We start from the raw sequence: 26,828 nt of genomic DNA, 5'->3' as shown, positions 1-26,828 counted from the left end.
CGCCTCAGCCGCGCCGGCCGCGTACCAACGTGCGCGCGCCGGCTACCGCGGCGGCGCCGGCCAGGACCCAGGGGCCGGCGACGAGGAGGGGGTCGATCCACTGGTGCTTGACGTCGGCGCGGCTGCTGTCCCGGCGCGCGCCCACGCCGTCGTGGGTGAGCTCGGTGCGCACACCGGTCTCGGTGACTGGGTTGTCCGGCCGCCTACTCGCGAGGGAGCGCACGTGGCTCTCGACGGCGTCGACCCGGTCGGCGGCGATGAGCAGCAGCCAGTGCGCGGCGCGGGCCTCGCTGAAGCGCTCGTAGGAGTAGCGCCGGATCGCCCCGGACAGCCCGTGCAGCGGCGCGACCGTGCCGAACACGGGCGTCAGGCGCGTGTGCTCGATCGACCGCTCGCGGGGGTAGGTCTCCTCCTGCTGCTCCGGCAGGTCCCAGTGCGCGCCGGTGGGCTCCTCGCGCTCCTTGGGGTAGGAGGGCCGGTCGGCGGGGTCGAGGTCGACGCCCCACCCGGGGATCCGGGCGCGCAGCTCTTCGGCCGTGGGCACGGGCGGGGCGGCGGAGGTGTAGACGGGGATGCGCTCGCTCATGGCGGTCTCCTCTCTCAGCTCGCGCTCGGCACGATGAGCGGCTTGATGCAGCCGTCGAGCTTCGCCGAGAACAGGTGGTAGCCCTCGGCGATGTGCTCGAGCGGGATGCGGTGGGTGACGATCTCGCTCGGCTTGAGGTGGCCGTGGCGGATGTGCTCGAACAGTCGCGGCCACTGCCGCTTGACCGGGGCCTGGTTCATCCGCAGGGTCAGGCCCTTGTTGAGCGCGTCGCCGAACTTCACGGCGCTGAAGATCGGGCCGTAGGCGCCCATGACGGAGACGGTGCCGCCCTTGCGCACGCCGTCGATGGCCCAGTTGAGCGCGACGGGCGAGCCGCCCTGGAGCTTGAGCTTGGCCGAGGTCACGTGCTGGAGGAAGTTCCCGTCCGCCTCGGCGCCCACGGCGTCGATGGCGACGTCCACGCCCAGGCCGTCGGTGGTCCGCTTGAGGTGGACGACGACGTCGTCGAGCTCGGCGAAGTTCACCGTCTCCGCGTGGGCGAAGGTGCGGGCCTTCTCCAGCCGGTACTCGAGGTGGTCGATGACGATGACCCGTGCCGCACCCATGAACCACGCCGTCTTGGCCGCGATGAGCCCGATGGGCCCGGCCCCGAAGACCGCGACGGTGTCGCCCTCGCGAATCTCCCCCAGCTGGGCGCCGAAGTAGCCGGTCGCGACGGCGTCGGTGAGCAGGACGGCGTCCTCGTCGTCCATCCAGTCCGGGATGATCGTCGGCCCGACGTCCGCGAAGGGGACGCGGACGAACTCGGCCTGCCCGCCGTCGTAGCCGCCGGTCGTGTGGGAGTAGCCGTAGATGCCGCCGACGGCGGTCGCGTTCGGGTTGACGTTGTGGCAGTTGGACAGCAGCCCGCGCGAGCAGAAATAGCACGAGCCGCAGGAGATGTTGAAGGGGACCATGACGCGGTCCCCCGGCTTGAGGTTCTGCACGGAGGAGCCGACCTCGTGGACGACGCCGATGAACTCGTGCCCGAAGGTCGTCCCGACCCGCGTGTCCGGCATCATCCCGTGGTAGAGGTGCAGGTCGGAGCCGCAGATGGCGGCCAGCTGGACCCTGATGATCGCGTCGTTCGGGTGCTCGATCCGCGGGACGTCCTTCTCCTCGACCCGGATCTTGTAGGGGCCGCGGTACACCATCGCGCGCACGGAGTCCTCCTGTCGTCGTCGGGCAGCCAGGGTGACACGGGGCACGGCGGAGCGCGCGTCGGGAGCCAGGGCCGCGACGCGAGACGGTGGTTCTCAGCACCGGTTAGGTGAGGCTAACCTTAGCGCGCTCGGGTGGTGACCCGGGCCTCACCATCATCGAAAGGCACCCCATGCGCGCAACTCGTGTGCTCACCACCGCGGCCGTCCTCGCCCTCGGTATCGCGGCCTGCTCCGCCGGCGAGGAGGAGCCCGCCGCCGGGGCGGACACCGCCGAAGGGACGAGCGACTTCGAGCCCGTCACCATCGAGCACGCCCTCGGCACGACGACGATCGAGACCCGGCCCGAGCGCGTCGCCACGGTCAACTGGGCCAACCACGAGGTCCCGCTGGCTCTGGGCATCGTCCCCGTCGGCATGGCCGCCGCGAACTTCGGTGACGACGACGGCGACGGCCTGCTCCCCTGGGTCGAGGAGGCGCTCACCGAGCTCGACGCCGACACGCCGGTGCTCTTCGACGAGACCGACGGCATCGACTTCGAGGCCGTGGCCGACACCGCGCCCGACGTCATCCTCGCCGCCTACTCCGGCCTCACGCAGGAGGACTACGACACGCTCTCGGAGATCGCACCCGTCGTCGCCTACCCCGAGACCGCCTGGGGCACGTCCTGGCGGGACATGATCGAGCTCAACAGCGCCGGGCTCGGCATGGCCGAGGAGGGCGAGGCGCTCGTCGCCGAGCTGGAGGAGGAGATCGCCGAGGCCGCGGCCGCCGCCCCGCAGCTCGAGGGCGCGAGCGCCATGTTCCTCACCCACGTCGACACGACGGACCTCAGCGAGGTCAGCTTCTACACCACCCACGACACCCGGGCGATGTTCTTCGAGGACCTCGGCCTCGAGGTGCCGCAGAGCGTCGCGGACCTGTCCGCCGAGACCGACGTCTTCGCCCTCACCCACAGCGCCGAGCAGGCCGACACCTTCGACGACGTCGACATCATCGTGACCTACGGCGGCGAGGAGCTCGTCGCCGCGCTCGAGGGCGACCCCCTGCTCTCGCAGATGCCCGCCGTCGCCAACGGCGCGATCGTCAGCCTCCCCGGCGACGGCCCGCTCGGCACCGCGGCCAACCCCACGCCGCTGTCCATCTCCTGGGTGCTCGAGGACTACGTCGCGATGCTGGCCCAGGCGGCCGACGCGGGCGCGTGAGCACGACCCTCGCCCTGCCCGCCGCGCCGGGCGTCGCCTCGCGGCGGCGCTCGGCGCGCGTGCGCGGCCTGTGGCTGCTGGCCGTCCTCGCCGTGCTGGTCGTCGTGGCGGCCACCTCGGTCATGGTCGGCTCGCGCCAGGTGGACTGGGTCGACGCGCTCGCCGCGCTCGGCGGCTCGGTCGAGGGCTTCGACCAGGCCGCCGTCGCCAAGCGCGTGCCGCGCACGTTGCTCGCCCTCGCTGCCGGCGCAGCCCTCGGCGTCTCCGGCGCCGTCATTCAGGGCGTGACCCGCAATCCCCTCGCCGACCCCGGGATCCTCGGGGTCAACACCGGCGCCTCCCTCGCCGTCGTCACCGGCATCGCCTTCTTCGGACTCAGCTCCGCGAGGAGCTTCGCCTGGGTCGCGATCGCCGGCGCCGCCGTCACCGCGGTCGCGGTCTACGTCATCGGCTCCCTCGGCCGCGGAGGGGCGACGCCGCTCAAGCTCGCGCTCGCGGGCGCGGCGACCTCCGCGGCGCTGGCCTCCCTCGTCAGCGCCGTCGTGCTGGGCCGCAACGACATCGCCGACGGCGCCCGGTCCTGGCAGATCGGTGGCGTGGGCGGCGGCACCTGGGCGGCGCTCGGCCAGGTGCTGCCCTTCCTCGCCGTGGGCCTCGTCCTCTGCCTGCTCAGCGCGCGCGGCCTCAACTCCCTCGCCCTCGGTGACGACCTCGCCGCCGGCCTCGGCGAGCGCGTCGCGCTCACCCGCGGGCTCGCCGCCCTCGGCGCCGTCACCCTGTGCGGTGCGGCGACCGCCGTCTGCGGGCCCATCGCCTTCGTCGGGCTCGTCGTCCCCCACGCCTGCCGGCTCCTCATCGGGGTCGACCACCGCTGGCTGCTCCCCTTCTCCGCCGTCGTCGGCGCCGTCCTGCTCACGACGGCGGACGTCGTCGGGCGGGTCGTCGCCCGCCCCGCCGAGCTCGCCGTCGGGATCGTCACCGCCTTCGTCGGCGCGCCATTCTTCGTCTACGTCGTCCGCCGGCAGAAGGTGAGCGCGCTGTGAGCGCCACCGTCGCCGCCGTCGCCCGCGGCCGGGCTGTCCGCGGCCGCCGCCGGCGTCAGGTGCTCCTCGTCCTGGGCGTCCTCGTCGTCGCCGTCCTGCTCCTCAGCCTCATGGTCGGGCAGACCTTCTACCCGCCGGGCGACGTCGCGCGCGTCGTGCTGGGGCAGGAGGTCCCGGGCGCGAGCTTCACCGTGGGGCGGCTGCGGCTGCCGCGGGCGGTGCTCGCGCTGCTCGTCGGGCTGTGCTTCGGCCTGGGCGGCGTCACCTTCCAGACGATGCTGCGCAACCCGCTCGCCAGCCCCGACATCATCGGGATCAGCTCCGGCGCCAGCGCCGCCGCCGTCGTCGCGATCGTCCTGCTCTCGCTCGACACGGTGGGGGTCTCGGTCGTCGCGATCCTCGGTGCCCTCCTCGTGGCGCTGCTCGTCGCCCTGCTCTCCCACCGGGGCGGGGTCGCCGGCACCCGGCTCATCCTCGTGGGCATCGGGGTCGGCGCGATGCTCGACAGCGTCACCTCCTACGTCCTGACCCAGGCCGCGGAGTGGGACCTGCAGGAGGCGACGCGCTGGCTCACCGGCAGCCTCAACGGGGCCGGCTGGCAGCAGGTCGTCCCCGTCCTCGTCGCGGTCCTCGTCCTCGGGCCGGCCCTGCTCGCCCGGTCCCGCGACCTCGCCGCCACCCAGCTCGGTGACGACACCGCCGCCGCCCTGGGGGTGCGGGTGACCCGCACCCGGATCGTCGTCGTCGTGCTCGCGGTCGGGCTCATCGCCTTCGCGACGGCGGCCGCCGGGCCGGTCGCGTTCGTCGCCTTCCTCTCCGGGCCGATCGCCGCCCGCATCGTCGGGCGCGGCACCTCGCTGCTCGTGCCGGCCGCGCTCGTCGGTGCGCTGCTCGTGCTCGTCGCCGACCTCGTCGCCCAGTTCGCGCTGCCCGCGCGCTACCCCGTCGGCGTCGTCACCGGCGTGCTCGGCGCGCCGTACCTCGTCTACCTCATCGTCCGCACCAACCGCGCAGGGGGCTCACTGTGACCGCCCACCACCAGCTCACCGCCGAGGGCCTGACGCTCGGCTACGGCGAGCGCACCGTCATCGGGAACCTGGACCTCGCGGTCCCGCCGGGCCGCGTTACGGCGATCGTCGGCGCGAACGCCTGCGGGAAGTCGACGCTGCTGCGGGCGATGGCCCGGCTGCTCGCCCCCCGCGAGGGCCGGATCGTGCTCGACGGCATCGAGGTCCACCGCACCCCGGCCAAGGCGCTCGCGCGCGTCCTCGGCCTGCTGCCGCAGTCCCCGGTCGCCCCGGAGGGCATCACGGTGGCCGACCTCGTCGGCCGCGGTCGCCACCCCCACCAGGGGATCCTCTCGCGGTGGAGCCGGGAGGACGACGTCGCGGTGGCCGCCGCCCTCGACGCGACGGGCACCGCCGAGCTCGCCGACCGGCACGTCGACGAGCTCTCCGGCGGGCAGCGGCAGCGGGTGTGGATCGCCATGGCGCTCGCCCAGCAGACCGACCTGATCCTCCTCGACGAGCCGACGACCTTCCTCGACGTCAGCCACCAGGTGGAGGTCCTCGACCTCCTCACCGACCTCAACCGCAGCCGCGGGACGACGGTCGTCATGGTGCTCCACGACCTCAACCTCGCCGCCCGCTACGCCGACCACCTCATCGCGCTGGCCGACGGCGCCGTGCACGCCGCGGGCGAGCCGGAGGAGGTACTCACCGCGGACATGGTGCGCGCCGTCTTCGGCATCGACAGCCACGTCATCACCGACCCGACCTCGGGCCGGCCGCTCATGCTGCCGCTGGGCCGCCACCACGTGCGCGCGACGGTGGGCTGAGCTCGCGGGGCCGGCTGCGGCGGTACCAGCCGGCGAGGAGCATGACGGCGAGCAGCACCTCGGCGACGTCGCCGCCGTAGTACATGAGCTGGGCGCCGGCCTCGCTGTGTGCCATGCCGTGGTGGTGGCTCTCCGCTGCGCGGGCGTACAGGGTCTTGGCGAGGTAGGCGTGCGCACCGGCGGCGACGACGAGCACGGCGAGCCGCACGGGGAGCCCAGTCCGGTGCGGGGCCGGGTCCGGTCCGGCGATCGCCCAGGTGTACAGCCACCCGGCGAGGAGGAAGTGGGCAAGGACGACGGCGGTGAGTATCGGGCTCGCTGCGGCCCGCTCGTGGAGCGGAGTGAGGTAGAGGACGAACATCCCGCCGACGTTGAGCACGGCCGCGACCACCGGGTGGGCAAGCACGCGGAGCGGGCGGCTGCGCAGCAGTGCGGCGAGCCGGCGCGCGGCGCGGGTCGGGAGCGAGCTGAGCGCCAGCCGGACCGGCGCCGCGGCGACGAGGCCGAGCGGGGCGTACATCCCCAGGAGCAGGTGCTGGGCCATGTGGGCGCGGTGGTCGGTGGCCGCGGCGCCGGCGAGTGGCGGCACCAGCGCGGCCGCGACCGTGAGCGCACCGGCCACCCACGCCGCGGTGCGCCACGCGGGCCAGGCGGGCAGGCCGCTGGGCCGGCACGCGAGGAGCGCGAGGTAGCCGCCGAGCAGCGCGGCGGCGGCCAGGACGCCGGGCAGCCACGGCGTCATGCGCGGCGAGCCCGCCTGAGGAGGAGCACCCCGGCCAGCAGGAGCAGGGCTGCGGAGGCCAGCCACGCGACGTCGTAGGCGAGCAGGTCGACGTCGTAACGCACCTGGTGCAGCCGCAGCACCTTGTGGACGACGACGCCGTCGACGAGCTGGAAGCCTCCCGCACCGAGGAGGAAGCCGGCCGCGGCGGCCCCCCGGTGCAGCGCACCGCGCCGGGCGAGGTCGGCGACGAGGAAGATCCCCGCGACGAGCATGATCAGCTCGGCGGCGTGGAGGAGACCGTCTGCCAGGAGCCCGACCTCCGGCGTCGAGCGGTCGTAGAAGTGGTGCCAGGCCAGGATCTGGTGGAAGACGATCTCGTCGACGGCTGCCATCACGCCGACGCCGATGAGCGCGGCGACCCAGGCCGAGCGCCGCCGGTCCGGTCCCTCCATGCCTGCTCCTCCCGTTCTGGACGAGCCTGCCACGGGCTGCGCGGCGCGGCAGCGGGAGCGCTCAGCGGCGCTCGAGCCGGACGAGCACCTCGGCGTGGGGCGTCTGGGGAAACATGTCGAGCACCTGGCCCTGGACGGGCACGAGGGAGGGCATGGCGGCGAGGTCGCGGGCGAGGGAGGTCGCGTTGCAGCTGGAGTAGAGGACGTGGCGCACACCGGAGCCCTCGAGCCAGCCGGCCAGCGCCGCACCGATCCCGCGCCGCGGCGGGTTGACGATGACGAGCTCGGGCGCCTCCTCGGCGGACAGCGCGAACGCGGTCGCGTCACCCGCGAGGAAGCGGACCGACCCGAGGCCGGCGTCGAGACGGCTGCGCTCCCCCGCCGCGACGGCCGCCTCACTCGTCTCGATGCCCACGACGTCCCGCCCGGGCGCGGCGCAGTGCAGCGCGAAGCCGCCCACCCCGCAGTACAGGTCCCACACCGACGACGGCGCGACCTCCTCCACCCACCGGCTCGCCTGCGCGTAGAGCGCGGCGGCCACCTCGGTGTTCGTCTGGAAGAAGCCCTGCGGGCGCAGGTGGAGGTCCACCGCGCCCAGCCGCATGGTGAGGGTCTGCTGCTCGGTGAGGACGATCTCCTCCTCCCCCTCGACCACGGCCTTGTGCTCGGGCAGGAGGTTGACCGAGACGACGGCGAGCCGCGGCAGCGCCGCGCGCAGCCCGGGCAGGTGCTTGCGCACCCGGGGCAGCGCCTCGGAGGACCGCAGCACGAAGCGCACCATGAGCTCGCCGTCGGGCGACTCGGTGACGACGAGGTTCTTCAGCTCCCCGCGCCGGGTGGGCACGTCGTAGGGCGTGAGGCCGGCGGTGGTGATGAAGGCGGTGAGCGCCTCGAAGGCGGCGCGGATGCCGGGGGCGATGATCCCGCAGGCGCGCAGGTCGGTGCCGCGGCCCTCGGCGTCGAGGATCCCGAGCGTCGGGGCGGCGAGGGTGCCGCCGACGACCATCTTCGCCTTGTTGCGGTAGCCGTCCTCCCGGCTGGCGACCGGCTCGAGCCAGCGAAGCTCCCGGTGCGCGGCGAGCAGCGTGCGGACGTGCTCCTGCTTGCCGGCCAGCTGCTCCGCGTAGGGGCGCCCCATGAGGGTGCACGAGCCGCAGCGGGCGGCGTCGAAGTAGGAGCACTGCATGGCCGGTCCAGCGTACGGCCCGCGGTGGTTGACAGCGGCTAGAGATCCGTCACGTCCCCCGCTCGCTCGGGTCGCACGTCTCGATCAGGCGTCGCCCTTTCCCCCAGCTGGGAATGTGCGGAAGGGGCGACCCATCTGCCCGGCGCCGTCTGCACCAACCGACGGCGTCAGCGGCCCAGGCGCGGGATGCCGCGAGCGGCCTCGAGGTCCTCCCGGCTGGGTGCGACGCCGTCGGTCCGCCCGGCGATCGCCGCCGCGACGGTGGCGTTGTCCACCAGCTCCTGGAGCGTTCCCCACACGAGCGTGCGCAGGTCGGGCCGGTTCGTGACGCCGAGCAGCCCGGCCTTCCACAGCCCGTCGATGAGTCCGGCGACGAAGGACTCGCCCTCGTCGTCCGCGCCCCGCCCGCGAACGGTCGCCGTCGTGCCGACGGCGTTGGCGGCCCAGGCGCCCTCGCTCCCCGCGGAGACGACGACGAGGCCCGGTCCGGCACCGACCCACCGGCGCAGCACGGTCTCGCGGGCCTCGCCCGGGTAGAGCAGCTCGAGGTCACGGGTCGTGGCGATGACGACGTCGGCCTTGGCGACCATGGCCTCGACCGCGGCCCGCAGCTCCTCGGGCGAGCCCGTCGGCTCGTCGTGCAGACCGATCTCGTAGGTGATGGTCGCGCCGGGCCGGTAGGCGTCGACGATCCGCGCGACGCCCTGCGCCGTGGGCTCGCGCAGCACGCTCGCCGAGCCGACGTGGACGAGGAGCGGGTGGTTGAGCGGGCCCGCCGCGCGCCCACCGCGCGGCGGGGTGCCGTCGGCGGGGATCCGCTGGACGGGCCGCCCGAGCCGCTCGAGCCCCTCGGCGACGCAGGCGCCGGCGGCCTCCCGGCTCGTGACGTCGTCGACGACGACGAAGGCGGGCGAGTCGAGGACGCGCCGGTCGGTGAGGGTGGGGGTGGGCGCCCAGCCGAAGCTCGTCGGCGCCTTGCGGCCGTCACCGAGGGTCGGGTCACTGCTGCTGCGGCGCAGCGGGGTGCCGTAGTCCGGCGCCCGGTGCGAGGGCACCGACGTCGGTGCCGAGCGCTCCTGCTCGTCGGTGTCGATGGTCATCTCGGCGTCGCCCATGCGTCGTACCTACCCCCAACTGTGCGTCCTCACAACCTACGTCTGCGGCTCGTCCCCGCAACACGCGTCCCGGAAGCGTAGCCGGTCCCCCGGGCGCGCCTGCGCGAGGGCGTCGAGGTCCGTCTCGCGGACGACGGCGAGCACCGGGTAGCCGCCGGTCACCGGGTGGTCGGCGAGGAAGACGACGGGCCGGCCGTCGGCGGGGAGCTGGACGGCGCCGGCGACGGTCCCCTCGCTCGCCAGCTCCGCCCGGTCGGTGAGCTCGAGGGGCGTGCCGTCCAGGCGCAGGCCCACGCGGTTGGACCGTTCGGTCACCGTCCACTCCTGGTCGAGGAGCCGCCGGAGGGACTCGGCGGTCACCCTGTCCGCCCGCGGGCCGATGAGGACGGCGACCTGCAGCACGCCGGACGCGCGCACCCGGGCGGGCTCCGGCTGACCGACGGCCGTGGCGGGTGGCGGGCCGACCGGCAGGACGCTGCCCGCGGCGAGAGGAAGTGGCCCGATGCCCGAGAGGAGGTCCGTGGACCGGCTGCCGAGCACGGGCGGGACCGTGATCCCGCCGCGGACCGCGACGTAGGCGCGCAACCCGACCGCCGGGTGCCCCAGCCGCAGGACGTGGCCGTCGGGAAGGAGGAACGGGGCGTCGGTCGGCGGGTGGCTGAGCTCGGTCCCGTCGGCGAGGACGGTGAGCGGGACGGGCGCGCCCGAGACGGCGAGCACCTGGTGGCCGGCGGCCGCCAGCTCCAGGCCGCCGAGGACCGTCTCGACGACGGCGGCGGTGCGCTCGTTGCCGACGAGCCGGTTCGCCTGGCGGGCCGAGCCCCGGTCCGAGGCACCGGAGGGGCTGACACCCAGGTCGAGGAGGCCGCTGCGGCCGAGGTCCTGGAGCAGACTCTGCGCGCCGGCGGCGAGGACGGTGAGGGCGCCGTGCGGCGGGGGCACGGGTGGCGCCGCGTCCGACGGGCTGGCGGGTGCGTGCGTGACCGGCGGCGGGCCGATGGGCTCGTCCGTCCTCAGCCGCGCCTGCTCCGGCACCGGGCGGAAGCGCACCCGGTCCCCCGGGCGCAGCAGCGCCGGCGGCTCGCGGTCGAGGTCCCACAGGCGCGCATCGGTGCGCCCGACGAGCTGCCACCCACCCGGCGAGGAGCGCGGGTACACGGCGGAGAAGGGCCCGGCGAGGGCGACCGCGCCGGCGGGCACGGCGGTGCGCGGGGTGGCACGGCGCGGGACGGTGAGGACGTCGTCGCCGACGAGGTAGGCGAAGCCGGGCGCGAAGCCGCCGAAGGCCGCGGTCCACTCCTGCCCCGAGTGGGCGGCGACGACGCCCTCCCGGCTCAGACCCGTGAGCTCGGCGACGACGGCGAGGTCGGCGCCGTCGTACACGGTGTCGATCGTGACCAGGCCGCCGCTGGGCGCGGGCGCCGACGACGCGGGAAGCTCGCGCAGGAGCGGCGCGAGGCGGTCGCGGGCGCCGCGGTCGCTCACCCGGACGAGGAGCGTGCGCGCGGCGGCGAGCAGCTCGGTCAGGCCGGGCAGCGGCTCGGCGGTGAGGGCGGCGTGCAGGCCGAGGACCTCGGCGAGGTCGGCGCACTCGACGAGCAGCGCCCGCTCCCCCACCGGGCGGACCGGGCGGCCGGTCACCGGAAGCCGGCCACCGGGACGCCGGCGGCGTCGAGCGCGGCACGGACCGCCGTCGCGACGGCGACGGCGCCGGGGGTGTCGCCGTGGACGCACACGCTCTCCGCGCGCACGGGCACGGTGGTCCCGTCCACCGCCGTCACGGTCCCCTCGGTGGCGAGCCGGACGACGCGCGCCGCGATCTCCTGCGGGTCGGTGAGGACGGCGCCGGGGCGGGAGCGCGGGAGGAGGGTGCCGTCGGGCAGGTAGGCACGGTCGGCGAAGGCCTCGGGGACGGTGCGCAGGCCCGCCGCCCGCGCCTCCTCCTCGACGACGCTCCCGGGCAGCACGAGCAGCGGCAGCGAGGGGTCGACGGTGCGCACGGCGGCGACGACGGCGCGGGCCTGCTCGCGGTGGTGGACGATCGCGTTGTACAGGGCGCCGTGCGGCTTGGCGTGGCGCACCTCCGTGCCGGCCGCGGCGGCCAGCGCCTGGAGCGCCCCGACCTGGTAGACGACCTCGTCGGCCAGCTCCTCGGGGTCGACGTCGAGGAAGCGGCGGCCGAAGCCGGCGAGGTCCCGGTAGGAGACGTGCGCACCGACGTTGACCCCCGCCTCGGTGGCGAGTGCGCAGGTACGGCGGGCGGTCCGAGGGTCGCCGGCGTGGAAGCCGCAGGCGACGTTGGCGCTCGTGACGACACGGAGGATCGCGGCGTCGTCGCCCATCGTCCACGCGCCGAAGGACTCACCGACGTCGGCGTTGAGGTCGATCGGCACGGGGGCTCCCTTCGGGGTGGTGCGGGCAGCGTATCCGCCGCTCCGGTTTGCGAGGCGCCCGGACGGAGGCACGCTGGGCACATGTCGAACCCCACCGCCGCCATCCTCGTCATCGGCGACGAGATCCTCTCCGGACGCACCCGGGAGGCCAACGCCTACCACCTGGCCGGCGAGCTCACGCGGGTGGGCATCGACCTCAGGGAGATCCGTGTGGTCCCCGACGACCAGGACGTCATCGTCGCGGCGCTGGACGTGCTGCGGGAGCGGTACACCCACGTGTTCACGTCCGGCGGCATCGGGCCCACGCACGACGACATCACCGCCGACGCCGTCGCCGCGGCCTTCGGGGTTGGCATCGACGTGCGCGAGGACGCCCGCGCGCTCCTCGAAGCGGCGCTGGCGGGCCGGGGCGCGACGCCCACGGCCGACCAGCTGCGCATGGCGCGCATCCCCGACGGCGCCACGCTCATCGTCAACGGGGTCTCGGGCGCGCCGGGCTTCAGCATCGGCAACGTCCACGTCATGGCGGGCGTCCCGAGCATCTTCGTCTCCATGCTCGAGGTCCTGCTGCCCACCCTCGCCGCCGGCGTCCCGCTGCGCTCCCGCGAGGTGCGCTTCGAGGTCGGCGAGGGGCGGATCGCCACCCGGCTGCGGCACCTCGTCGAGGAGATGCCGCAGCTGAGCTTCGGGTCCTACCCCTTCCACGAGGGAGCGGTCCGGGGCACGAACATCGTCGTCAGGGGGACGGAGCCGGGGCTGCTGGAGGACGCCGTCGCCCGGCTCGAGGAGCTGCGCGACGCGGTCTCCGGCTGATCAGCGCAGGTCGCGGCGCATGAGGACGCGCGGGAAGCCGGCGAGCACCGAGCTCGTGTCGGTGACCTTGACGAAGCCGGCGCGCTCGAAGACCGCGCGCGTGCCGACGTAGGCCATCGTGAGGTCGACCCGGGCGCCGTCGTTGTCGACGGGGTAGGCCTCGACGGCGGGGGCGCCGTGGGAGCGCGCGAGCTCGACGGCGCCGTCGACGAGGTGGTGGACGATCCCCCGCCCGCGGTGCCCGGGGCGCACCCGCACGCACCAGAGCGGCCACACGGGCAGGTCGTCGACGTGCGGGATCTTGCGGTTGCGGGCGAAGCTCGTGTCCGCGCGCGGGTGGACGGCGGCCCAGCCGACGACGTCGTCACCCTCGTAGGCGAGCACGCCCGGTGGCGGGTCCTGCCCGACGAGCTCGCGCACCCGCTCCCCCCGGGCCGGGCCGCGCAGGGCGAGCTGCTCCTTGGACGGCAGGCGGTAGCTCAGGCACCAGCACACGTTCGCGTCCGGCCGCTTCGGGCCCACCGTCGTCGCGACGTCCTCGAAGACGACGGCGGGGCGCACCTCGATCGCCATGGCGCCATGATCCACCGACGACGCGGCGGGCGGAAGGGCGTGCCGGTGACGTCCGGTAGCGTCGGCCACGTCCTGCCCTCCTGCGGAAGACGACGATGACGCCCTCCTCCACCTCTCCTGTCGACCCCTCCCTCGCCCACCGGGTGACCCACGCGACGCTCACCGTGCGCGGCGCCGACGGCGCGCCCCTGGCGGACGCCGAGGTGACCGTCGAGCAGGTCCGCCACCGCTTCGCCTTCGGCAACATCGGCTTCGACCTCATCCCCCTGGCCAACGGGGAGACGTCCGGTCCGGTGGACAACGTCTTCGGCGGGGCCGCGCCGGACCAGGGCGAGCATCTCGCTGCGCTGTGGCTCGACGTCTTCAACACCGCGACCCTGCCCTTCTACTGGGCCGGTTTCGAGCCCGAGCGAGGCCGCCCGGACACCGAGCGACTGCTGCGCACCGCCCGGTGGTTCCAGGACCGGGGTGTCACGGTCAAGGGCCACCCGCTCGCGTGGCACACGCTGGCCCCGGACTGGCTGCGCGAGCTGCCGACGGCGGAGGTCGCCGAGGTGCTGCGCGCCCGGATCCGAAGGGAGGTCGGTGACTTCGCCGGGGTCGTCGACACGTGGGACGCCATCAACGAGGTCGTCATCATGCCGGACTTCGTCAACGAGGAGCACGAGAACGCGATCACCCGGCTGTGCCGGGAGCAGGGTCGCGTGCCGACGGTCCGCCTCGCCTTCGAGGAGGCGCGGGCGACGAACCCGTCCGCGACGCTCCTGCTCAACGACTTCGACCTGTCCACCGACTACGAGCGCCTCATCGAGGAGGTCCTTGCGGCGGGCATCCAGGTCGACGCGCTCGGGCTGCAGACCCACATGCACCAGGGCTACTGGGGCGAGGAGAAGATGCTCGCCATGGTCGACCGCTTCGCGCGCTTCGGCCTGCCCCTCCACCTCACCGAGAACACGCTGCTCTCGGGCGACCTCATGCCGCCGGAGATCGTCGACCTCAACGACTACCAGGTCCCCTCCTGGCCGTCGACGCCCGAGGGCGAGGAGCGCCAGGCGGACGAGATCGTCCGGCACTACCGCTCGCTCCTGTCCCACCCCTCGGTCGAGGCGATCACCTACTGGGGCATCACCGACGACGGCGCCTGGCTGGGAGCGCCGGCGGGTCTCGTGCGGAGCGACGGGACCCCCAAACCCGCCTACGAGGCGCTGCGCCGGCTCGTCAAGGAGGAGTGGTGGCTGCCGGCGACGACGCTGCGGACCGACGCCGAGGGGCGGGTGCAGGTGTCCGGGTTCCACGGCGACTACGCCGTGACCGCCGCCGGTACGAGTGGCACCGTCGCGCTGGACGGGGCGCCGACGGCCGCCGTCGTCCTCGGGTAGGGCTCGACCGTGCCGGACGGTGGCGGGCCATGACGCTCATGACGATCGGTGACTTCTCGCGTGCCACCCGGCTCAGCGCGAAGGCGCTGCGGGCGTACCACGAGTCCGGGCTGCTCACGCCGGCCCGGGTGGACCCGCACAACGGCTACCGCCTCTACGCGGCCGAGCAGCTCGCCGACGCGCGGGTCATCAGCGCGCTGCGTTCCCTCGACGCGCCGCTCGCCCTCGTCCGTGAGGTGCTCGCCACCGCCGACGTCGCCGAGCGCGAGACGCTCCTGCGCTCCCACCTGCGGGAGCTGGAGGCACTGCTCGCGGCGACACGCTCCGCGGTGCAGTCCCTGCGGACCCTGCTCGACCCGGCCCCGGCACCGCTCGAGGTGGTCCACCGCAGCGTGCCCGCGCAGCGTGCCGTCGGGGTGCACGCGACGATCGAGCTCGACGCCCTCGGCGAGTGGTTCAGAGGCGGCGTCGGGCTCCTCACCGGCCTCGTCGCGTCCGGCGAGGTCGCCGCCAGCGGTCCCTACGGCGGCGCGTGGTCCACCGAGCTGTTCCTCGACGGCCGGGGCGAGGCGGCGCTCTACGTCCCGGTCGATGAGGCACCAGGGGCGCTGCCGCCGGAGGCGTCGGTCGTGCGGCTGTCCGCGGTCACGCTCGCGGTCGCCACGAGCGAGGGACCGGACGAGGAGGTCGCCCGGGTGTACGCCGCGCTCGGGGAGTACGTGGCGCGCCGCGAGCTGGGGGTGCCCGGGCCCTCTCGGGAGACGTACCTCGAGGGCTTCCCGGGCATCGACGCCCGGACCCGGACGGAGGTGGGCTGGCCCGTCTTCCCTGTCTCCGGGAGCCGGTCTTGACCTTCCCCCGGGGGGAAGGTCGACGGTGGCCCTGTCCACCGACACAGGGAGGAAGCCCATGACCACGACCACCACCCCGTACCGGCCCGAGCTGCTGCCAGCGCCTGTCACCCGCTACCTGGAGGGCCGTCTCGAGGACGGTGACCCCGCGGGGCTCGTGGCGGCCTTCGCCGCCGACGCGCGCGTCGTCGACGAGGCCACCGAGTACCGGGGAGCCGACGAGATCCGCCGCTGGCTCACGACGGCAGGCAGCGAGTACACCTACACGGCGACCTACCAGGGACAGGTTGCCGACGGCCCGGGCCGCTGGACCGTCCTCTCGCGCATCGAGGGGAACTTCCCCGGCGGGGTCGCCGACCTGCGGCTCCGCTTCCGCGTCGGCCCGGACGGGATCGAGGAACTCGTCATCGCCCCGTGAGCGCCCGGCGTGGCGCGGGCACGCCACGCCGGTCCGCCCCGCCTGCGGTGGCAGAATGGAGGCGGTCCCGGCGGTCGAGCGCTGCTCCCCGGGACCGGCCGTACTGGAACGAGGGCGTGGGCGACGCTCTCGCCCGCGCCCCTGGGTTGCTAGGGAGTGATCCGGATGTCGAACGTCCCCCACCTGCGTGCGCCGGAGGCCGAGGAGCGGTCCCTCGGGCAGCAGGCCGGGTCCATGGTCCTCACGCTCGTCGTCGTCGCCGCCCTCGTGCCGGGCGCGGCGGTGCTCGCCCTCACCTCGCTCGTCAAGGCGGTCGCCGCGGGCTGGGGGCCGGTCCTCGGCGGCGCGCTCTTCGCCTGCACGTGGCCGCTCGTCCACCGGGCGTGGCGTGAGCTGTCCGGCCGGGAGCCCGAGCTGCCGCTCGGGCTGCCCGGCTGGCTGTGGCTCGGGGCCGCCGGGACGCTGGGGTGCTGGCTGCTCTGACGCGCCGTCGGTCCCACGGGCTGCCGTGGTTGCGCCGGCGCCTCGCCGGCTCAGCCGACGAGGCGCCGCACAGCCCGGACGGTCGCGATCGCCGCCTGGGCTGCCTCCGCCCCCTTGTCCTCCCGCGAGCCGGGCAGGCCGGCGCGGTCGAGCGCCTGCGCCTCGTCGTCGGTCGTCAGCACGCCGAACCCGACCGGGACGCCCGTGCGGACCGAGACCTCCGTGAGGCCCGCGGTGGCCGCCTGGCAGACGTAGTCGAAGTGCGGGGTCTCGCCCCGGACGACGACCCCGAGGGCGACGACGGCGTCCGCGCCGCCACGGGCCGCCGCCGCGGCGGCCACGGGCAGCTCGAAGGTGCCCGGCACCCGTTCGAGCGTCACGGTGGCGCCCGCCTCCTCGGCGGCCCGGACGGCGCCGGCGACGAGGCCGTCCATGACGGTCGTGTGCCACTGCGCGGCTACGACGACCACCCGCAGGCCGGCGCCGTCGGGGGTGATGGTGGGTGCTCCGGCTCCGCTCATGCGTGCTCCTCCTCGGTCGTCCCGGACGCGCCGGGGTGGGTGCCGGCCGTGTCCAGGCCGGGCAGGTGGTGGCCCATGGCCGTCCGCTTCGTCAGCAGGTAGTGGTGGTTGTCCTCCGTGTGGCCGATCTCGAGGCCGCGGACCGCACTGACCTCGACCCCGGCCTCGACGAGCCCCGCGGCCTTCGCCGGGTTGTTCGTCAGCAGGCGGACGCGGTCCATGCCGAGGTCGGCGAGGACGGCCGCCGCGGCGCCGTACTCGCGCGCCTCCGCCGGGTGGCCGAGGCGGAGGTTCGCCTCGACCGTGTCGGCGCCGAGGTCCTGCAGGGCGTAGGCCTCGATCTTCGCGAGGAGCCCGATCCCCCGTCCCTCATGTCCACCGAGGTGGACGACGGCGCCACCCTCCCGAGCCACCCGGGCGAGGGCCTCGCGGAGCTGGGCGCCGCAGTCGCAGCGCGCGGAGTCGAGCGCGTCACCGGTGCGGCACTCCGAGTGGAGCCGCACGAGCGGGTCGGCCGGCGGGGCGCCCGCAGGAGGGGCGGCAGTGAGCGCGAGGTGCTCGTCCCCGGTCCGCAGGTCGGTGTAGGCGTGGACGACGAACTCACCGTGCGGCGTGGGGAGGCGGGCTGACCCCCGCGCCCGTACCCGGCGGGCGGGCGGCGCGACCACCGGCCGGTCGTGCGTCGTGCGGTACGTGACGAGGTCCGCCACGGTGAGGAGCACCAGCCCGTGGCGCCGCGCGAGCGCCGCCGCCTGGGGGCGGCGAGTCATCGTCCCGTCGTCCTCGACGAGCTCGGCGATGGCGGCGACCTCACCCACGCCGGCGAGGCGGCACAGGTCCACGGCGGCCTCCGTGTGCCCGGCCCGCTCCAGCACACCCCCGCTCATGGCGCGCAGGGGCAGGACGTGGCCGGGCCGGACGAGGTCGCCCGGGCCCGTGGCGGGGTCGGCGAGGACGCGGAGCGTCCGGGCCCGGTCGGCCGCGGAGATGCCGGTGCCCACGCCGTCGGCCGCGTCGACGGACACCGCGTAGGCGGTCCCTCGCGGGTCCTGCGAGTGGGTCACCATGGGCGGCAGGTGGAGCTCGTCGGCGCGGTGCGCCGGCATCGGCGCACAGAGGTAACCCGAGCTGTGCCGGACGGTCCAGGCCACCCACGCCGCGTCGGCGGTGGCGGCGGGCAGCACGACGTCGACCTCGTCCTCCCGGTCGTGGCCGTCGGCGACGAGGACGGGGCGCCCCGCGCGGAGCTCGCCGAGCGCGGTCTCGAGCCGGTGGTCCGGCGACGCTCCGCCAGCCGCACCGGGGTGGGCCCTCGTCGTGCTCACGCGCCGACCCCCGCGGAGAGGAGCCGCTCGACGTACTTGGCCACGACGTCGACCTCGAGGTTCACCCGGTCCCTGGGGGCGAGGTCACCGAGCGTGGTCCGCTCCAGGGTGGTGGGGACGAGCGCCACGCCGAAGGCGTCCGCCCCGACCCCGGTGACCGTGAGGGACACACCCTCGACGCTGACGGACCCCTTCTCGGCGACGTAGCGCGCGAGCCCCGCGGGCAGCGCGACGTCGAGCTCGGTCCAGCGGGGCCCGGGACGCCGGTCGAGCAGGGTGCCCACACCGTCGACGTGCCCCTGGACGAGGTGCCCGCCGAGCCGGCCGTCGGGACGGACGGGACGCTCGAGATTGACGCGGTGCCCGGGGGCCAGCGCGCCGAGAGTGGTCCGGCGCAGGGTCTCGGGCATGACGTCGGCGGTGAAGCCGTGCGCGTCGTGGGTGGTCACGGTGAGGCACACGCCGGCCACGGCGACGGAGTCGCCCGGGCGCAGACCGTCGAGGACGGTGTCGGCGGCGACGGTGAGGACGGCGGCGTCGTCGAGGTCGGTCCGTCGCGTGACGGTGCCGACCTCCTCGACGAGTCCGGTGAACATCAGAGGTCTCCCTCGGGTCGGTGGGCGACGACGAGGAGGTCCTCGCCCAGGGTGTGGGTCGTGACGGGGCGCCACCGCGGCGCGTCGGCCAGGGTCGTGACGCCGAGGTCGGTGACGGCGGGCAGGCCGCCACCGAGCAGGACGGGGGCGAGGTACGCGTGGAGCTCGTCGACCAGGTGCTCGCGCAGCGCGCGGCTCAGCAGGGTGGGCCCGCCCTCGAGGAGGACCCGGCGCGCTCCCGCGTCCCAGAGCCGGTCGAGCGCTGTGCGCAGGCCGCGCGTGGGAAGGTGAAGCCAGCCGCCCGGCGCCTGGCGCAGCGCAGCCCCGGGCGGGACGGCGCGCCGGCCGACGACGACCCGCAGCGGCTGGTGGTCTCCGAGCGTGTCGTCGGGACCGCGGGCGGTGAGCGCCGGGTCGTCGGTGAGCACGGTGCCTGTGCCGACGACGACGGCGTCGACGTCGGCACGCACCGTGTGCGCGTGGGCGCGGGCGGCCGCGCCGGTGATCCAGCGCGACGTGCCGTCCGCCGCGGCGACCCGCCCGTCCAGGCTCATCGCGGTCTTGCCGACCACCCAGGGCCGGCGACGGCGCACTGCGGTCGCCCAGGCGGCGGTCAGGCGTGCCGCCGGGCCCGTGACGTCCGCGGGCACGCCCGCGTCCTTCGCGGTGAGGACGTCCACGCCCTGACCGGCCAGCCACCGCGCCCCACCGGTGGCGACCGGGTCGGGGTCGCCGACCGCGTACACGACACGCGCGACGCCCGCGGCGTGCAGGGCCAGTGAGCACGGCGGGGTCCGGCCGCTGTGGTGGCACGGCTCGAGGGTGACGACCGCGGTCGCGCCGCGGAGCCGGACGGGGTCGGTGCCGGCCAGCGCGGCCGCCTCGGCGTGGGCCGTGCCCGCCCCGCGGTGCCAGCCCTCGGACACCACCGCACCGTCGGCGGCGAGGATGACGCAGCCCACCCGGGGGTTGCCGCCGTGCTGCGGCCCTCGCTCGGCGAGCTCGGTCGCGCGTCCGAGCGCCCACGAGACGTCCGGCATGCCTGTCCCCTTCCCTGTCGGTACCAGACCGGGGGCAGGGGGACACCAATGACGCCACCGTCGGCAGAGGACGGCGGCGCCACGTGCTGCCTCCCATCCGGACTTTCACCGTCGGTCCTGGAGTTCCACCAGGTCAACCGGGCGTCGTGGGACGCACGGGTCGCGGACTGTCACCGCCGGCTCGGAATTACACCGACCCCGGAGCACGTGTTGCTGCCCGACAGCCTACCTTCCCGGGAGACGGGCCGGACCGCGGCCGGCGTGCGGGGACGACGATCGGCCTCACCCGGGCGAGGAGGCCGTCGCGACGACCCGCTCGCACAGCTCGTGGGTGACGAGGGCGTCGCTCGCGTCGAGCCGCCGGCCCTCCCGGACGGCGGTGAGGAAGTCCGCGCACATGGCGTCGAAGCCGCGCAGCTCGGTGGCCGGGCGCCACCCGTCACGGCGGACCAGGCGTTCACCGCCGTCGTGGTCGACGACGTCGGCGAGGTCGGTGACCTGCCTGCGGCGACCGTCGCCGACGACGTCGAGCAGCTCGTGGGCGCCGCCCGCCGTCCAGCTCATGACCCCGACGGCGAGGCGGCCCTCCCCCGTGAACTGGACCGCGAGGCGGCGGGTGCGGCCGGCGTCGTCGTGGCGGACGGAGACGGTGAGGTCCTCGAGGGTGGAGGGGACGAGGAAGCGGAGGGTGTCGAGGACGTGGATGAAGTCGTCGAGGACCATGGGGCGGGCGTCGCCGAGCGGGTGCGAGCGGTGCTTGTGGAGGGTGACGACGTCGCGGTCGGGCCAGTCTGCGAGGGCGCGGTAGGCGGGGGCCCAGCGGCGGTTGAAGCCGACGGCGAGGGAGACGCCGCGCTGCGTAGCGAGCTCGACGAGCCGGGCCGAGGTCTCGAGGTGCGGGGCGATGGGCTTGTCGACGAGGACAGGGACGTCGTGGCGCAGCAGCGTCTCGACGATCCGCTCGTGCGCGTCGGTCGGGGCGTGGATGGTGGCGGCGTCCAGGCCGGAGGCGATGGCGGCCTCGAGGTCGGTGAAGCGCTCCGCGACGCGGTAGCGCTCCGCCGAGGCGTCGACCGTCTCGCGGCCGCGCGAGACGAGGACCGGGGTGACCCCGGGGGTGGCGGTGAGGACGGGCAGGTAGGCCTTGGTGGCGATGTCCCCGAGGCCGATGACGGCGACGCGCACCGCTCAGGCCCGCCCGACGGGGGCGGCCAGCGTGGTGTGGCCGTCCCGGACGGGCACGATCTGCTGCCCGAGCGGCAGGAGCGCGAGGGGCACCATCTTCCAGCAGGCGATGCCGAAGGGGATGCCGACGACGGTGACGCAGAGGATGAGGCCCGCGACGAGGTGCGCGATGGCCAGCTCCCAGCCGAGCAGGAGGATCCACAGGACGTTGCCGATGAGGGAGAGGACACCGGCGTCGCGGCGGAACACCGCGCGGCGGCCGAAGGGCCAGATGACGAAGCTCGCGAGCCGGAAGGAGGCGATGCCGAAGGGGATGGTGATGATGAGGATGCAGGCGATGATGCCGGCGACGACGTAGAGCAGGGCGAGCCACCAGCCGGCGAGGAGGAGCCACAGGACGTTGCCGATGGTGCGCATGGGTCAACCGTAGTGGTGGCGTGCGTTCAGACGGGGCCGACGGGCTGGCGCAGGATGGTCCGCTGCCGTTCGGGAGCGGTGCGCCGCATGTCGCTGAGGTAGATCTCGTGGTGGATGCCGGTGGGGCGCAGGCCGCGCTCGGGCAGGACCTCGTGGTGGAGGCGCTCGAGGACGGGTGCCTCGTCGTCGAAGGAGCCAACGTGGAGGGTCTGCACGCAGGTTGCCTCGGCGAGTGGTGCGACGCGCAGATCGTCGATGCGGGCGGGGCGCTTGGTCGTGCGCACGTGCTCGACGGTCGTATGGGCGAGGTCGGTGGGGACCCACTCGGGGATCAGGAGAAGGAGCGTCCAGTCCCACTGCGACTTGTCGCGGGCGGAGGTGAAGGCGTCCATGTCGTCGGCCCACCACAGTCCTTCGAGGGGCGGGACGACGTAGTCGCGGCCGAGCTCGTTCCTGCTCGCGAACTTGAGTGCGTAGGCCACGGGGTAGAGCGTCTCGACGGCGGCGGTGAAGGCCGGTGAGGTGTTGGGGTCGCCGTGGCCGTCGACCATGAGGTAGCGCGACTCGGGGACGTCCAGCAGGCGGAACTCCCCGCGCTTGGCCTGGTAGCCGTCGAGGGTCTTCCTGAGATCGGTCTTGCCTGCCTCGGTCGTGCGTCCCGCCATCATCGGCCTCGCTCTCTCGTGCGTTCTGCGGTCATGGTTCCAGCCGTCGCGCCCTGGCGGTGGCGATTCGTAGTTCGGGCTTGCCCTCAGAACGGTGGCTCGTCCTCGGCAGCCCACGACGGTCCGTCGTCGACGCCCGGCCAGGGGGCCGTGGTGCGCAGTCCTCCGGAGGGCACCCAGCTGCCGCCGACATCGGTGCCGGCGGCGATCTCCGCGAGGACACCGTCGACGAAGGCGGGATCGATGCTCCGACGTGCGCTCACCGAGGCCCGGCCCAGCTCCCGCAGTCCCTCGGCGGAGCGCCGCGGCATGGTGACCACGGTGCCGTCGGGCCGGCGGAGGTAGCCGTGGCCGGTGGGGCCGGCCCAGGCGTAGGTGCGGTCGGTGCCGTGGGCGACGGTGTAAACGCCGATCGTCTTGACGAGGTGGTCGCGCCGACAGTTCGGTCCGGTGTTCTCCACGGAGGTGACGCCCCCGTGCTGCCACTCGTGCTCGTGGTCGATCTCCGCGTGGCGTGCCGAGCAGGAGCAGCCAGGCCGGCTGCAGGTGCGGTCGCGCTCCCGGACCAGCTCCGCCATCGCGGCGGGCGGCTGGTAGCGGGTGCGTCCGACGTCGATGACCTGCTCGGTGGCCGGATCGGTAACCAGTCGCCGCCACGCTCCCCCGGCGGCCAGGGCTCGCGCGACGACCGGCGGGACGGGGCCGTAGCCCTCGAGCTCGGCGACGGGCTCGGTGATCCGCTCGAGCGGGCTCTGCTCGCCTGGCTCGGGCAGGAAGACGCCGAGCGGGACGGTGACCCGCACCTGGACCTTGCTGCCCGACAGCGATCCGAGGCGGACGGTGGGCAGGAGACCGCCGGGGAGCCGGTGCCCCGGGTAGGGCGGGCAGGCGGTGGCAGGGCGGGGCGCGGTGGTGGGCGTTGACGCCGGGGCGATGGTCGCTTCGGGTGGTGGTGACGCGGTCGGTGGTGGTGCGGTGCTCGTCTCGACCGGCGGCGGGGCGGGTGGCGGAGGTGCGGTGCGCGCTTCGTCGAGCGGGGAGACGGGCGGCGGAGGCGCGGTGCTCGCTTCTTCGGGTGGTGAGACGGTCGGCAGGTGCGCTGTGCCCGCTTCACCGGGTGGCGCGGCGGTCGGCGGAGGCGCGGTGCCCGCGCTCTCCGCGTCCGGCGGCTCGGCGACGACACCGCAGGCGCACACGCGCAGGGCGGCGTCCGGTCCGATGTGACCGCACTCGAGGGCGGTGTAGGCCATGAGCCCGAGGGAGTCGGCGCGCAGCTGGTCGAGGGTGCGCTTGTCGCCGTCCTGCTTCGCCGAGCGCGCGGCGGCGTCGAGTGCGAGGTCGAGGGCGATGGCGTCGGCGGCGGGCACGACCGCCGTCATCTGGGCCATGCCGTCGGGCAGCGGCCGCGGCCGGTACACGCAGCGCTTCTGCCGCGCCCGGCGGTGCCGCTCGTCGGCGTCGTCCGGGTCGACCGCGATGACGGCGCGCGCGAGGTCGTTCTGCAGCTGGCGCAGGGTGCGGCCCGGGGCCTTGTCGATGACCTCCCACTGCGCGGCCATGGCGACGTCCGCGGGCAGGTCCTCCAGCACCCTGACGATCGCCTGGGCACGCGGGTAGTCGATCTGGCCCTGCTCGAGAGCCTCACCGGTGAGCTGGAAGAGCTGCCCGAAGCCGCGCCCACACGAGACGATGCGCAGCGCCGTCTGCCGGCTGACCCGCAGCCGCATGGCCAGCTCCTCGCCCACGACGCACTCGCCGCGGTCCCGGCCCGGCACCGTGCCGGGCCACGTCGGGTTGAGGGCGGGACGTTCACTGAGCGCCGCTGCGGCACGTGCCGTGCGCGCCGCCGCCCAGGACTCCATCCGCCGGTAGGCCGCGACGACCTCGACGAGCGAGTAGTCGTCGACGTCCGCGGTGTCGATGACCTCGAGGAGGTGGGCCAGCCGCGGGCCGGGCGGAAGGTGCTCGAGGTAGTCCCCCAGCGCCATCGGGACCGGAAGGAGCTCGGCAACCTTCCGCTGTGCCCAGTCGGCCGGCTCGACCTCCGTGTACTTCGCCAGCCCGAAGGTCGCGAACTCCGCGTAGGCCGGCGGGTCCTCTGCGGTCACCGGCACGAGGTCGGCGGAGCGGAGCGGCGAACGGGGATCCAGCCTGCTGAGCAGCGCGGCGACCTCCGCCTCGAGGAGTGACGGCTCGCGAGACTCGCCGGCGTCCGGGTCGACGTCGTCCCGCTCGCTCAGTGTCATCTCCGGCACCTCCTTGGCACTATGGTATCGAACGCACGTTCGAGTGCGCAAGGGGTGTGGAACCAAATCTTCGGACCACTGTCCTCGCTAGGCTCAAGCCGTGAAGATCGTGATCCCGGGAGGAACCGGACAGGTCGGCGGTGCACTACGGCGTGCACTGGCGGAGCGAGGCGACGGCGTCGTCGTCCTCTCCCGCCGCCCCGAACGGCTCGAGGACGGCGTCCGGCACGTCGTCTGGGACGGGCGCACGCTCGGCGCGTGGGCCGAGGAGATCGACGGCGCGGACGCCGTCGTCAACCTCGCCGGCCGCTCCGTCAGCTGCCGCTACACCGACGCGAACCTGCGCCAGATGATGTCCTCGCGCGTGGAGTCGACCCGGGTGGTGGGCGAGGCGATCGCGCGAGCCACGCGCCCGCCCGCGGTGTGGCTGCAGATGAGCACGGCGACCATCTACGCCGACGCGCGCAGCCGCCCCGGCGACCCGGCCCACGACGAGGCCACCGGCGTCATCGGCGGTGAGGAGCCGGACGTCCCGCTCTACTGGGAGTACAGCGTGCGCATCGCGCGCCGCTGGGAGGAGGAGCAGGCGAAGGCCGACACACCCCGCACCCGGCGCGTGGCCCTGCGCACCGCGATGGTGATGACGCCGGACCGCGGCGGCGTCTTCGACTACATGTCGTGGATGGCGAGGCTCGGCCTCGGCGGTCCCGTCGACGGCGGGCGCCAGTACGTCTCGTGGATCCACGGGGACGACTTCGTCCGCGCCGTCGAGCTCCTCCTCACGCGCGACGACCTCGAGGGCCCGGTCAACCTCGCGGCGCCCGAGCCGCTCCAGCAGCGCGACTTCATGACGGTGCTGCGACGCGCGTGGGGCCGGCCGGTCGGGCTCCCGGCCACCCGGCTCATGGCCGAGGTCGGCGCCCTCGCGCTGCGGACCGACACCGAGCTGCTCCTCAAGAGCCGCCGCGTGGTTCCGGGCCGCCTCGCCGACGTCGGCTTCACCTTCCGCTTCCCCACGTGGGAGTCCGCGGCGCCGGATCTCGTCGGGCGGGCGCGGTCCATGCGGAGAAGGCGCGTGGACGACGGCGGGACGACGCCCGCGTCGCGTCCCCTCGCCTGTTCCTGACTCACTCCTCGCCCAGCGCGCGGAGCATCCGCCTGCGCTGGCCGCGCAGGTAGGGCCGCGCCCGCCGCTGGCCGCCGTGCTCGTCGATGGCGTCGTCGAGCCGCTCGAGGACCCGGGCGAGGGCGGCCGGGTCGGCCGGCCAGCCGCGCCGGAGGCACTCCTCCAGCCAGTCCACTGGAGCGGTGTGGCCGCGCTCCGCGTTGCACCGGCGGCAGGCGGCCACCTCGTTCTCCGCCCAGGACGGCCCGCCCTTGAGCCGGGGCACGACGTGGTCGACCGTCGGTGCGACGAGCGCGTCGAAGGACCGCCCGCACCAGAAGCACCGGCCGTCCTGGGCGAGGACGGAGGCCGCGAGCCGCTGGGTCCGGCGATGCTGCTGGCGCACACGCCCAGGGTGCGGCATGCCGCGCGACGGTGTCCTGCGGTCCGGGTGCTCAGCCGAGGGACGCGTCGACGGCCTCCGCCAGCACCGCGATGACCGGCCACGCCCCCTCGGAGCTGTTGCCGAGGACGCTCACGGTCGTGCGCGTCCCGGGCACGTGGGTCGACCGGAAGGACACTCCCGCGTCGTAGCCCTCGAGGATGAGCGCCGGGCCGGTGCGGTGCACCCAGAAGCCCATCCCGTAGCGCAGGTCCTCCTCCGGCACGTCGCGGCGCGGCCGGGTCAGGTCCGCGACACTGTCCGGCGACACGATCCTGCCGTCGAGCAGCGCGCACCAGAAGCGGTGCAGGTCGTCCGCCGTCGTGAACGCCCCGCCGTCGCCGTTGCCGAGAACCGGCAGGTGCAGGGTGTTGGCGAGGTCGCCGTCGTCGTGCACGTACCCGACGGCGGCGTCCGCAGGGAGCGCGTTGAGGGGCAGGAAGTCGGTCGCGGCGAGGCCGGCGGGGGCGAGGACGAGGCGGCGGACGGCGTCGTGGTAGGTCTCCCCCGTCACCCGCTCGATGACGACGGCGAGCAGGACGTAGCCGCCGTTGCAGTAGGAGAACCGCTCGCCGGGCGGGAACTTCTGCGGCCGGCCGTCGAGCATCGGGAGGAACGCGGTCGCGGTGTGCAGGGAGTGCACCGGCACGGGAAGGACGAAGTCGGACACGTCCCAGTCGGCCTCCTCGTCGAGGTAGTCGCCGATGCCCGAGGTGTGCGTGAGCAGGTGCTCGATGGTCACCCGGTCGTCGACGAGCGGGAGGTCGTCACCGAGGAGCTCGCGGACGGGCTGGTCCAGGCGGAGCAGGCCCTTCTCGACGAGCCGCACGACCGCGACCGCGGTGAAGGCCTTGCTGCCGCTCGCGATCGCGATCCGCGTGCCCGCGCTGATGGGCACCCGCAGCGCGCGGTGGGCGTACCCTGCCGTGCGCTCGAGGGTGCGTTGGCCGTCGACGTCGACGGCCACGACGCCCGTGAAGGCCGCCATGGCCTCGTCCAGTGCCTGCGTGTCGATGTTCACGTGAGGGGACCCTAGAGGAGCGCCCGATCGCGCCGAAGCGAATATCG

Annotated in this window: 29 protein-coding genes and 1 riboswitch; of the genes, 10 read left to right on the top strand and 19 right to left on the bottom strand. The window is 74.7% G+C overall.

Annotated elements, in window-relative coordinates:
* Positions 1 to 4: 4 nt before the first annotated feature.
* Positions 5 to 586: a hypothetical protein gene (locus AA0005_RS10115; RefSeq protein WP_413450043.1), complete on the bottom strand. Its 582-nt coding sequence runs from the start codon at positions 584 to 586 to the stop codon at positions 5 to 7.
* Positions 587 to 600: 14 nt separating this feature from the next.
* Positions 601 to 1,749 carry a zinc-dependent alcohol dehydrogenase gene (locus AA0005_RS10110; RefSeq protein WP_413450042.1) on the bottom strand — a complete coding sequence of 383 codons (1,149 nt, stop codon included), beginning with the start codon at positions 1,747 to 1,749 and terminating at the stop codon, positions 601 to 603.
* A 170-nt stretch (positions 1,750 to 1,919) separates the two neighbouring features.
* On the opposite strand from AA0005_RS10110, the gene AA0005_RS10105 reads away from it, so the two are divergent.
* Genes AA0005_RS10105 through AA0005_RS10090 form a run of 4 tightly spaced genes read left to right on the top strand, consistent with a single transcriptional unit; the run spans position 1,920 to position 5,831 of the window.
* Positions 1,920 to 2,951, top strand: coding sequence for an ABC transporter substrate-binding protein (locus AA0005_RS10105; protein ID WP_413450041.1), 1,032 nt, complete (start codon positions 1,920 to 1,922; stop codon positions 2,949 to 2,951).
* Positions 2,948 to 3,994: a FecCD family ABC transporter permease gene (locus AA0005_RS10100; protein ID WP_413450040.1), complete on the top strand. Its 1,047-nt coding sequence runs from the start codon at positions 2,948 to 2,950 to the stop codon at positions 3,992 to 3,994. The genes AA0005_RS10105 and AA0005_RS10100 overlap by 4 nt, the downstream gene beginning before the upstream one ends.
* Complete coding sequence (locus AA0005_RS10095; RefSeq protein WP_413450039.1) at positions 3,991 to 5,022, top strand: FecCD family ABC transporter permease; 1,032 nt, start codon at positions 3,991 to 3,993, stop codon at positions 5,020 to 5,022. The genes AA0005_RS10100 and AA0005_RS10095 overlap by 4 nt, the downstream gene beginning before the upstream one ends.
* Positions 5,019 to 5,831, top strand: a complete 813-nt coding sequence (locus tag AA0005_RS10090) for an ABC transporter ATP-binding protein (RefSeq protein ID WP_413450038.1) — start codon at positions 5,019 to 5,021, stop codon at positions 5,829 to 5,831. The genes AA0005_RS10095 and AA0005_RS10090 overlap by 4 nt, the downstream gene beginning before the upstream one ends.
* Here AA0005_RS10090 and AA0005_RS10085 read toward each other — a convergent pair.
* From AA0005_RS10085 to AA0005_RS10060, 6 genes are all read right to left on the bottom strand, one after another.
* Complete coding sequence (locus AA0005_RS10085; protein ID WP_413450037.1) at positions 5,785 to 6,573, bottom strand: cytochrome c oxidase assembly protein; 789 nt, start codon at positions 6,571 to 6,573, stop codon at positions 5,785 to 5,787. The genes AA0005_RS10090 and AA0005_RS10085 overlap by 47 nt on opposite strands.
* The gene (locus AA0005_RS10080; RefSeq protein WP_413450036.1) at positions 6,570 to 7,007 is read right to left on the bottom strand and encodes a DUF2243 domain-containing protein; all 438 of its coding nucleotides are present in this window, start codon (positions 7,005 to 7,007) and stop codon (positions 6,570 to 6,572) included. Before AA0005_RS10080 ends, AA0005_RS10085 begins: the two co-directional genes overlap by 4 nt.
* A 61-nt stretch (positions 7,008 to 7,068) precedes the next feature.
* A complete protein-coding gene (rlmC, locus tag AA0005_RS10075) occupies positions 7,069 to 8,193 on the bottom strand; it encodes a 23S rRNA (uracil(747)-C(5))-methyltransferase RlmC (RefSeq protein WP_413450035.1) in 1,125 nt (374 codons plus the stop codon).
* Positions 8,194 to 8,360: 167 nt separating this feature from the next.
* Entirely contained in the window at positions 8,361 to 9,308 is a 948-nt protein-coding gene (locus AA0005_RS10070) for a hypothetical protein (protein WP_413450034.1), read from the bottom strand.
* Between the two features lie 36 nt (positions 9,309 to 9,344).
* Positions 9,345 to 10,949: a 5-oxoprolinase/urea amidolyase family protein gene (locus tag AA0005_RS10065; protein ID WP_413450033.1), complete on the bottom strand. Its 1,605-nt coding sequence runs from the start codon at positions 10,947 to 10,949 to the stop codon at positions 9,345 to 9,347.
* The gene (locus AA0005_RS10060) at positions 10,946 to 11,650 is read right to left on the bottom strand and encodes a LamB/YcsF family protein (RefSeq protein ID WP_413453085.1); all 705 of its coding nucleotides are present in this window, start codon (positions 11,648 to 11,650) and stop codon (positions 10,946 to 10,948) included. Before AA0005_RS10060 ends, AA0005_RS10065 begins: the two co-directional genes overlap by 4 nt.
* Positions 11,651 to 11,782: 132 nt before the next feature.
* Between AA0005_RS10060 and AA0005_RS10055 the strand changes: the two genes are divergently transcribed.
* Positions 11,783 to 12,514, top strand: coding sequence for a competence/damage-inducible protein A (locus tag AA0005_RS10055; RefSeq protein WP_413450032.1), 732 nt, complete (start codon positions 11,783 to 11,785; stop codon positions 12,512 to 12,514).
* On the opposite strand, the gene AA0005_RS10050 is transcribed toward AA0005_RS10055, so the two are convergent.
* Positions 12,515 to 13,087, bottom strand: coding sequence for a GNAT family N-acetyltransferase (locus AA0005_RS10050; RefSeq protein WP_413450031.1), 573 nt, complete (start codon positions 13,085 to 13,087; stop codon positions 12,515 to 12,517).
* A 95-nt stretch (positions 13,088 to 13,182) separates the two neighbouring features.
* Between AA0005_RS10050 and AA0005_RS10045 the strand changes: the two genes are divergently transcribed.
* From AA0005_RS10045 to AA0005_RS10030, 4 genes are all read left to right on the top strand, one after another.
* The gene (locus AA0005_RS10045; protein WP_413450030.1) at positions 13,183 to 14,466 is read left to right on the top strand and encodes an endo-1,4-beta-xylanase; all 1,284 of its coding nucleotides are present in this window, start codon (positions 13,183 to 13,185) and stop codon (positions 14,464 to 14,466) included.
* Between the two features lie 29 nt (positions 14,467 to 14,495).
* Positions 14,496 to 15,317 (top strand): MerR family transcriptional regulator, encoded by an 822-nt coding sequence (locus AA0005_RS10040; protein ID WP_413450029.1) that lies wholly within the window; start codon positions 14,496 to 14,498, stop codon positions 15,315 to 15,317.
* A gap of 58 nt (positions 15,318 to 15,375) precedes the next feature.
* Positions 15,376 to 15,735, top strand: coding sequence for a nuclear transport factor 2 family protein (locus AA0005_RS10035; protein WP_413450028.1), 360 nt, complete (start codon positions 15,376 to 15,378; stop codon positions 15,733 to 15,735).
* A 165-nt stretch (positions 15,736 to 15,900) separates the two neighbouring features.
* Complete coding sequence (locus AA0005_RS10030; RefSeq protein WP_413450027.1) at positions 15,901 to 16,218, top strand: hypothetical protein; 318 nt, start codon at positions 15,901 to 15,903, stop codon at positions 16,216 to 16,218.
* Between the two features lie 50 nt (positions 16,219 to 16,268).
* Here the strand turns inward: AA0005_RS10030 and ribH are convergent, their stop codons facing one another.
* The 8 genes from ribH to AA0005_RS09990 form a co-directional block, all read right to left on the bottom strand.
* Positions 16,269 to 16,739 (bottom strand): 6,7-dimethyl-8-ribityllumazine synthase, encoded by a 471-nt coding sequence (gene ribH / locus AA0005_RS10025; RefSeq protein WP_413450026.1) that lies wholly within the window; start codon positions 16,737 to 16,739, stop codon positions 16,269 to 16,271.
* Positions 16,736 to 18,064: a 3,4-dihydroxy-2-butanone-4-phosphate synthase gene (gene ribB / locus AA0005_RS10020; RefSeq protein WP_413450025.1), complete on the bottom strand. Its 1,329-nt coding sequence runs from the start codon at positions 18,062 to 18,064 to the stop codon at positions 16,736 to 16,738. Before ribB ends, ribH begins: the two co-directional genes overlap by 4 nt.
* On the bottom strand, positions 18,061 to 18,660 hold the full coding sequence (locus tag AA0005_RS10015; protein ID WP_413450024.1) for a riboflavin synthase: 600 nt from the start codon (positions 18,658 to 18,660) through the stop codon (positions 18,061 to 18,063). The genes ribB and AA0005_RS10015 overlap by 4 nt, the downstream gene beginning before the upstream one ends.
* Positions 18,660 to 19,700 carry a bifunctional diaminohydroxyphosphoribosylaminopyrimidine deaminase/5-amino-6-(5-phosphoribosylamino)uracil reductase RibD gene (ribD, locus tag AA0005_RS10010; protein WP_413450023.1) on the bottom strand — a complete coding sequence of 347 codons (1,041 nt, stop codon included), beginning with the start codon at positions 19,698 to 19,700 and terminating at the stop codon, positions 18,660 to 18,662. The genes AA0005_RS10015 and ribD overlap by 1 nt, the downstream gene beginning before the upstream one ends.
* 79 nt (positions 19,701 to 19,779) lie before the next feature.
* Positions 19,780 to 19,911, bottom strand: a riboswitch (FMN riboswitch).
* Positions 19,912 to 19,982: 71 nt separating this feature from the next.
* Positions 19,983 to 20,885: a Gfo/Idh/MocA family protein gene (locus AA0005_RS10005; protein WP_413450022.1), complete on the bottom strand. Its 903-nt coding sequence runs from the start codon at positions 20,883 to 20,885 to the stop codon at positions 19,983 to 19,985.
* Positions 20,886 to 20,888: 3 nt separating this feature from the next.
* The gene (locus tag AA0005_RS10000; RefSeq protein ID WP_413450021.1) at positions 20,889 to 21,302 is read right to left on the bottom strand and encodes a YccF domain-containing protein; all 414 of its coding nucleotides are present in this window, start codon (positions 21,300 to 21,302) and stop codon (positions 20,889 to 20,891) included.
* Positions 21,303 to 21,328: 26 nt separating this feature from the next.
* A complete protein-coding gene (locus AA0005_RS09995; protein WP_413450020.1) occupies positions 21,329 to 21,967 on the bottom strand; it encodes a GyrI-like domain-containing protein in 639 nt (212 codons plus the stop codon).
* Between the two features lie 86 nt (positions 21,968 to 22,053).
* Positions 22,054 to 24,213, bottom strand: coding sequence for a DUF222 domain-containing protein (locus AA0005_RS09990; protein WP_413450019.1), 2,160 nt, complete (start codon positions 24,211 to 24,213; stop codon positions 22,054 to 22,056).
* A 100-nt stretch (positions 24,214 to 24,313) separates the two neighbouring features.
* On the opposite strand from AA0005_RS09990, the gene AA0005_RS09985 reads away from it, so the two are divergent.
* Complete coding sequence (locus AA0005_RS09985; protein ID WP_413450018.1) at positions 24,314 to 25,339, top strand: TIGR01777 family oxidoreductase; 1,026 nt, start codon at positions 24,314 to 24,316, stop codon at positions 25,337 to 25,339.
* A gap of 1 nt (position 25,340) precedes the next feature.
* Here AA0005_RS09985 and AA0005_RS09980 read toward each other — a convergent pair whose 3' ends face one another.
* Together AA0005_RS09980 and AA0005_RS09975 are read right to left on the bottom strand one after the other, a co-directional pair.
* A complete protein-coding gene (locus tag AA0005_RS09980; protein WP_413450017.1) occupies positions 25,341 to 25,724 on the bottom strand; it encodes an HNH endonuclease in 384 nt (127 codons plus the stop codon).
* Between the two features lie 49 nt (positions 25,725 to 25,773).
* Positions 25,774 to 26,781, bottom strand: coding sequence for a serine hydrolase domain-containing protein (locus AA0005_RS09975; protein ID WP_413450016.1), 1,008 nt, complete (start codon positions 26,779 to 26,781; stop codon positions 25,774 to 25,776).
* Positions 26,782 to 26,828 lie beyond the last annotated feature (47 nt).

Source organism: Georgenia phoenicis (assembly GCF_047302425.1).
GTDB lineage: Bacteria > Actinomycetota > Actinomycetes > Actinomycetales > Actinomycetaceae > Oceanitalea.
The sequence above is the reverse complement of the archived record's forward strand: the minus strand, read 5'-3'. Positions and strand labels throughout refer to the sequence as shown.

What these genes read in the sequence shown, in the direction of transcription:
- AA0005_RS10030 (WP_413450027.1), top strand. Translation starts at nt 15,901, where the DNA reads ATGTCGAACGTCCCCCACCTGCGTGCGCCGGAGGCCGAGGAGCGGTCC.
- AA0005_RS09995 (WP_413450020.1), bottom strand. Translation starts at nt 21,967, where the DNA reads ATGGCGGGACGCACGACCGAGGCAGGCAAGACCGATCTCAGGAAGACC.
- AA0005_RS10040 (WP_413450029.1), top strand. Translation starts at nt 14,496, where the DNA reads ATGACGCTCATGACGATCGGTGACTTCTCGCGTGCCACCCGGCTCAGC.
- AA0005_RS10050 (WP_413450031.1), bottom strand. Translation starts at nt 13,087, where the DNA reads ATGGCGATCGAGGTGCGCCCCGCCGTCGTCTTCGAGGACGTCGCGACG.
- ribH (WP_413450026.1), bottom strand. Translation starts at nt 16,739, where the DNA reads ATGAGCGGAGCCGGAGCACCCACCATCACCCCCGACGGCGCCGGCCTG.
- AA0005_RS09990 (WP_413450019.1), bottom strand. Translation starts at nt 24,213, where the DNA reads ATGACACTGAGCGAGCGGGACGACGTCGACCCGGACGCCGGCGAGTCT.
- AA0005_RS10085 (WP_413450037.1), bottom strand. Translation starts at nt 6,573, where the DNA reads ATGACGCCGTGGCTGCCCGGCGTCCTGGCCGCCGCCGCGCTGCTCGGC.
- AA0005_RS10060 (WP_413453085.1), bottom strand. Translation starts at nt 11,650, where the DNA reads ATGGGCGACGACGCCGCGATCCTCCGTGTCGTCACGAGCGCCAACGTC.
- rlmC (WP_413450035.1), bottom strand. Translation starts at nt 8,193, where the DNA reads ATGCAGTGCTCCTACTTCGACGCCGCCCGCTGCGGCTCGTGCACCCTC.
- AA0005_RS10035 (WP_413450028.1), top strand. Translation starts at nt 15,376, where the DNA reads ATGACCACGACCACCACCCCGTACCGGCCCGAGCTGCTGCCAGCGCCT.
- AA0005_RS10080 (WP_413450036.1), bottom strand. Translation starts at nt 7,007, where the DNA reads ATGGAGGGACCGGACCGGCGGCGCTCGGCCTGGGTCGCCGCGCTCATC.
- AA0005_RS10070 (WP_413450034.1), bottom strand. Translation starts at nt 9,308, where the DNA reads ATGGGCGACGCCGAGATGACCATCGACACCGACGAGCAGGAGCGCTCG.
- AA0005_RS10115 (WP_413450043.1), bottom strand. Translation starts at nt 586, where the DNA reads ATGAGCGAGCGCATCCCCGTCTACACCTCCGCCGCCCCGCCCGTGCCC.
- AA0005_RS10015 (WP_413450024.1), bottom strand. Translation starts at nt 18,660, where the DNA reads ATGTTCACCGGACTCGTCGAGGAGGTCGGCACCGTCACGCGACGGACC.
- AA0005_RS10055 (WP_413450032.1), top strand. Translation starts at nt 11,783, where the DNA reads ATGTCGAACCCCACCGCCGCCATCCTCGTCATCGGCGACGAGATCCTC.
- AA0005_RS10105 (WP_413450041.1), top strand. Translation starts at nt 1,920, where the DNA reads ATGCGCGCAACTCGTGTGCTCACCACCGCGGCCGTCCTCGCCCTCGGT.
- AA0005_RS10045 (WP_413450030.1), top strand. Translation starts at nt 13,183, where the DNA reads ATGACGCCCTCCTCCACCTCTCCTGTCGACCCCTCCCTCGCCCACCGG.
- ribD (WP_413450023.1), bottom strand. Translation starts at nt 19,700, where the DNA reads ATGCCGGACGTCTCGTGGGCGCTCGGACGCGCGACCGAGCTCGCCGAG.
- AA0005_RS10000 (WP_413450021.1), bottom strand. Translation starts at nt 21,302, where the DNA reads ATGCGCACCATCGGCAACGTCCTGTGGCTCCTCCTCGCCGGCTGGTGG.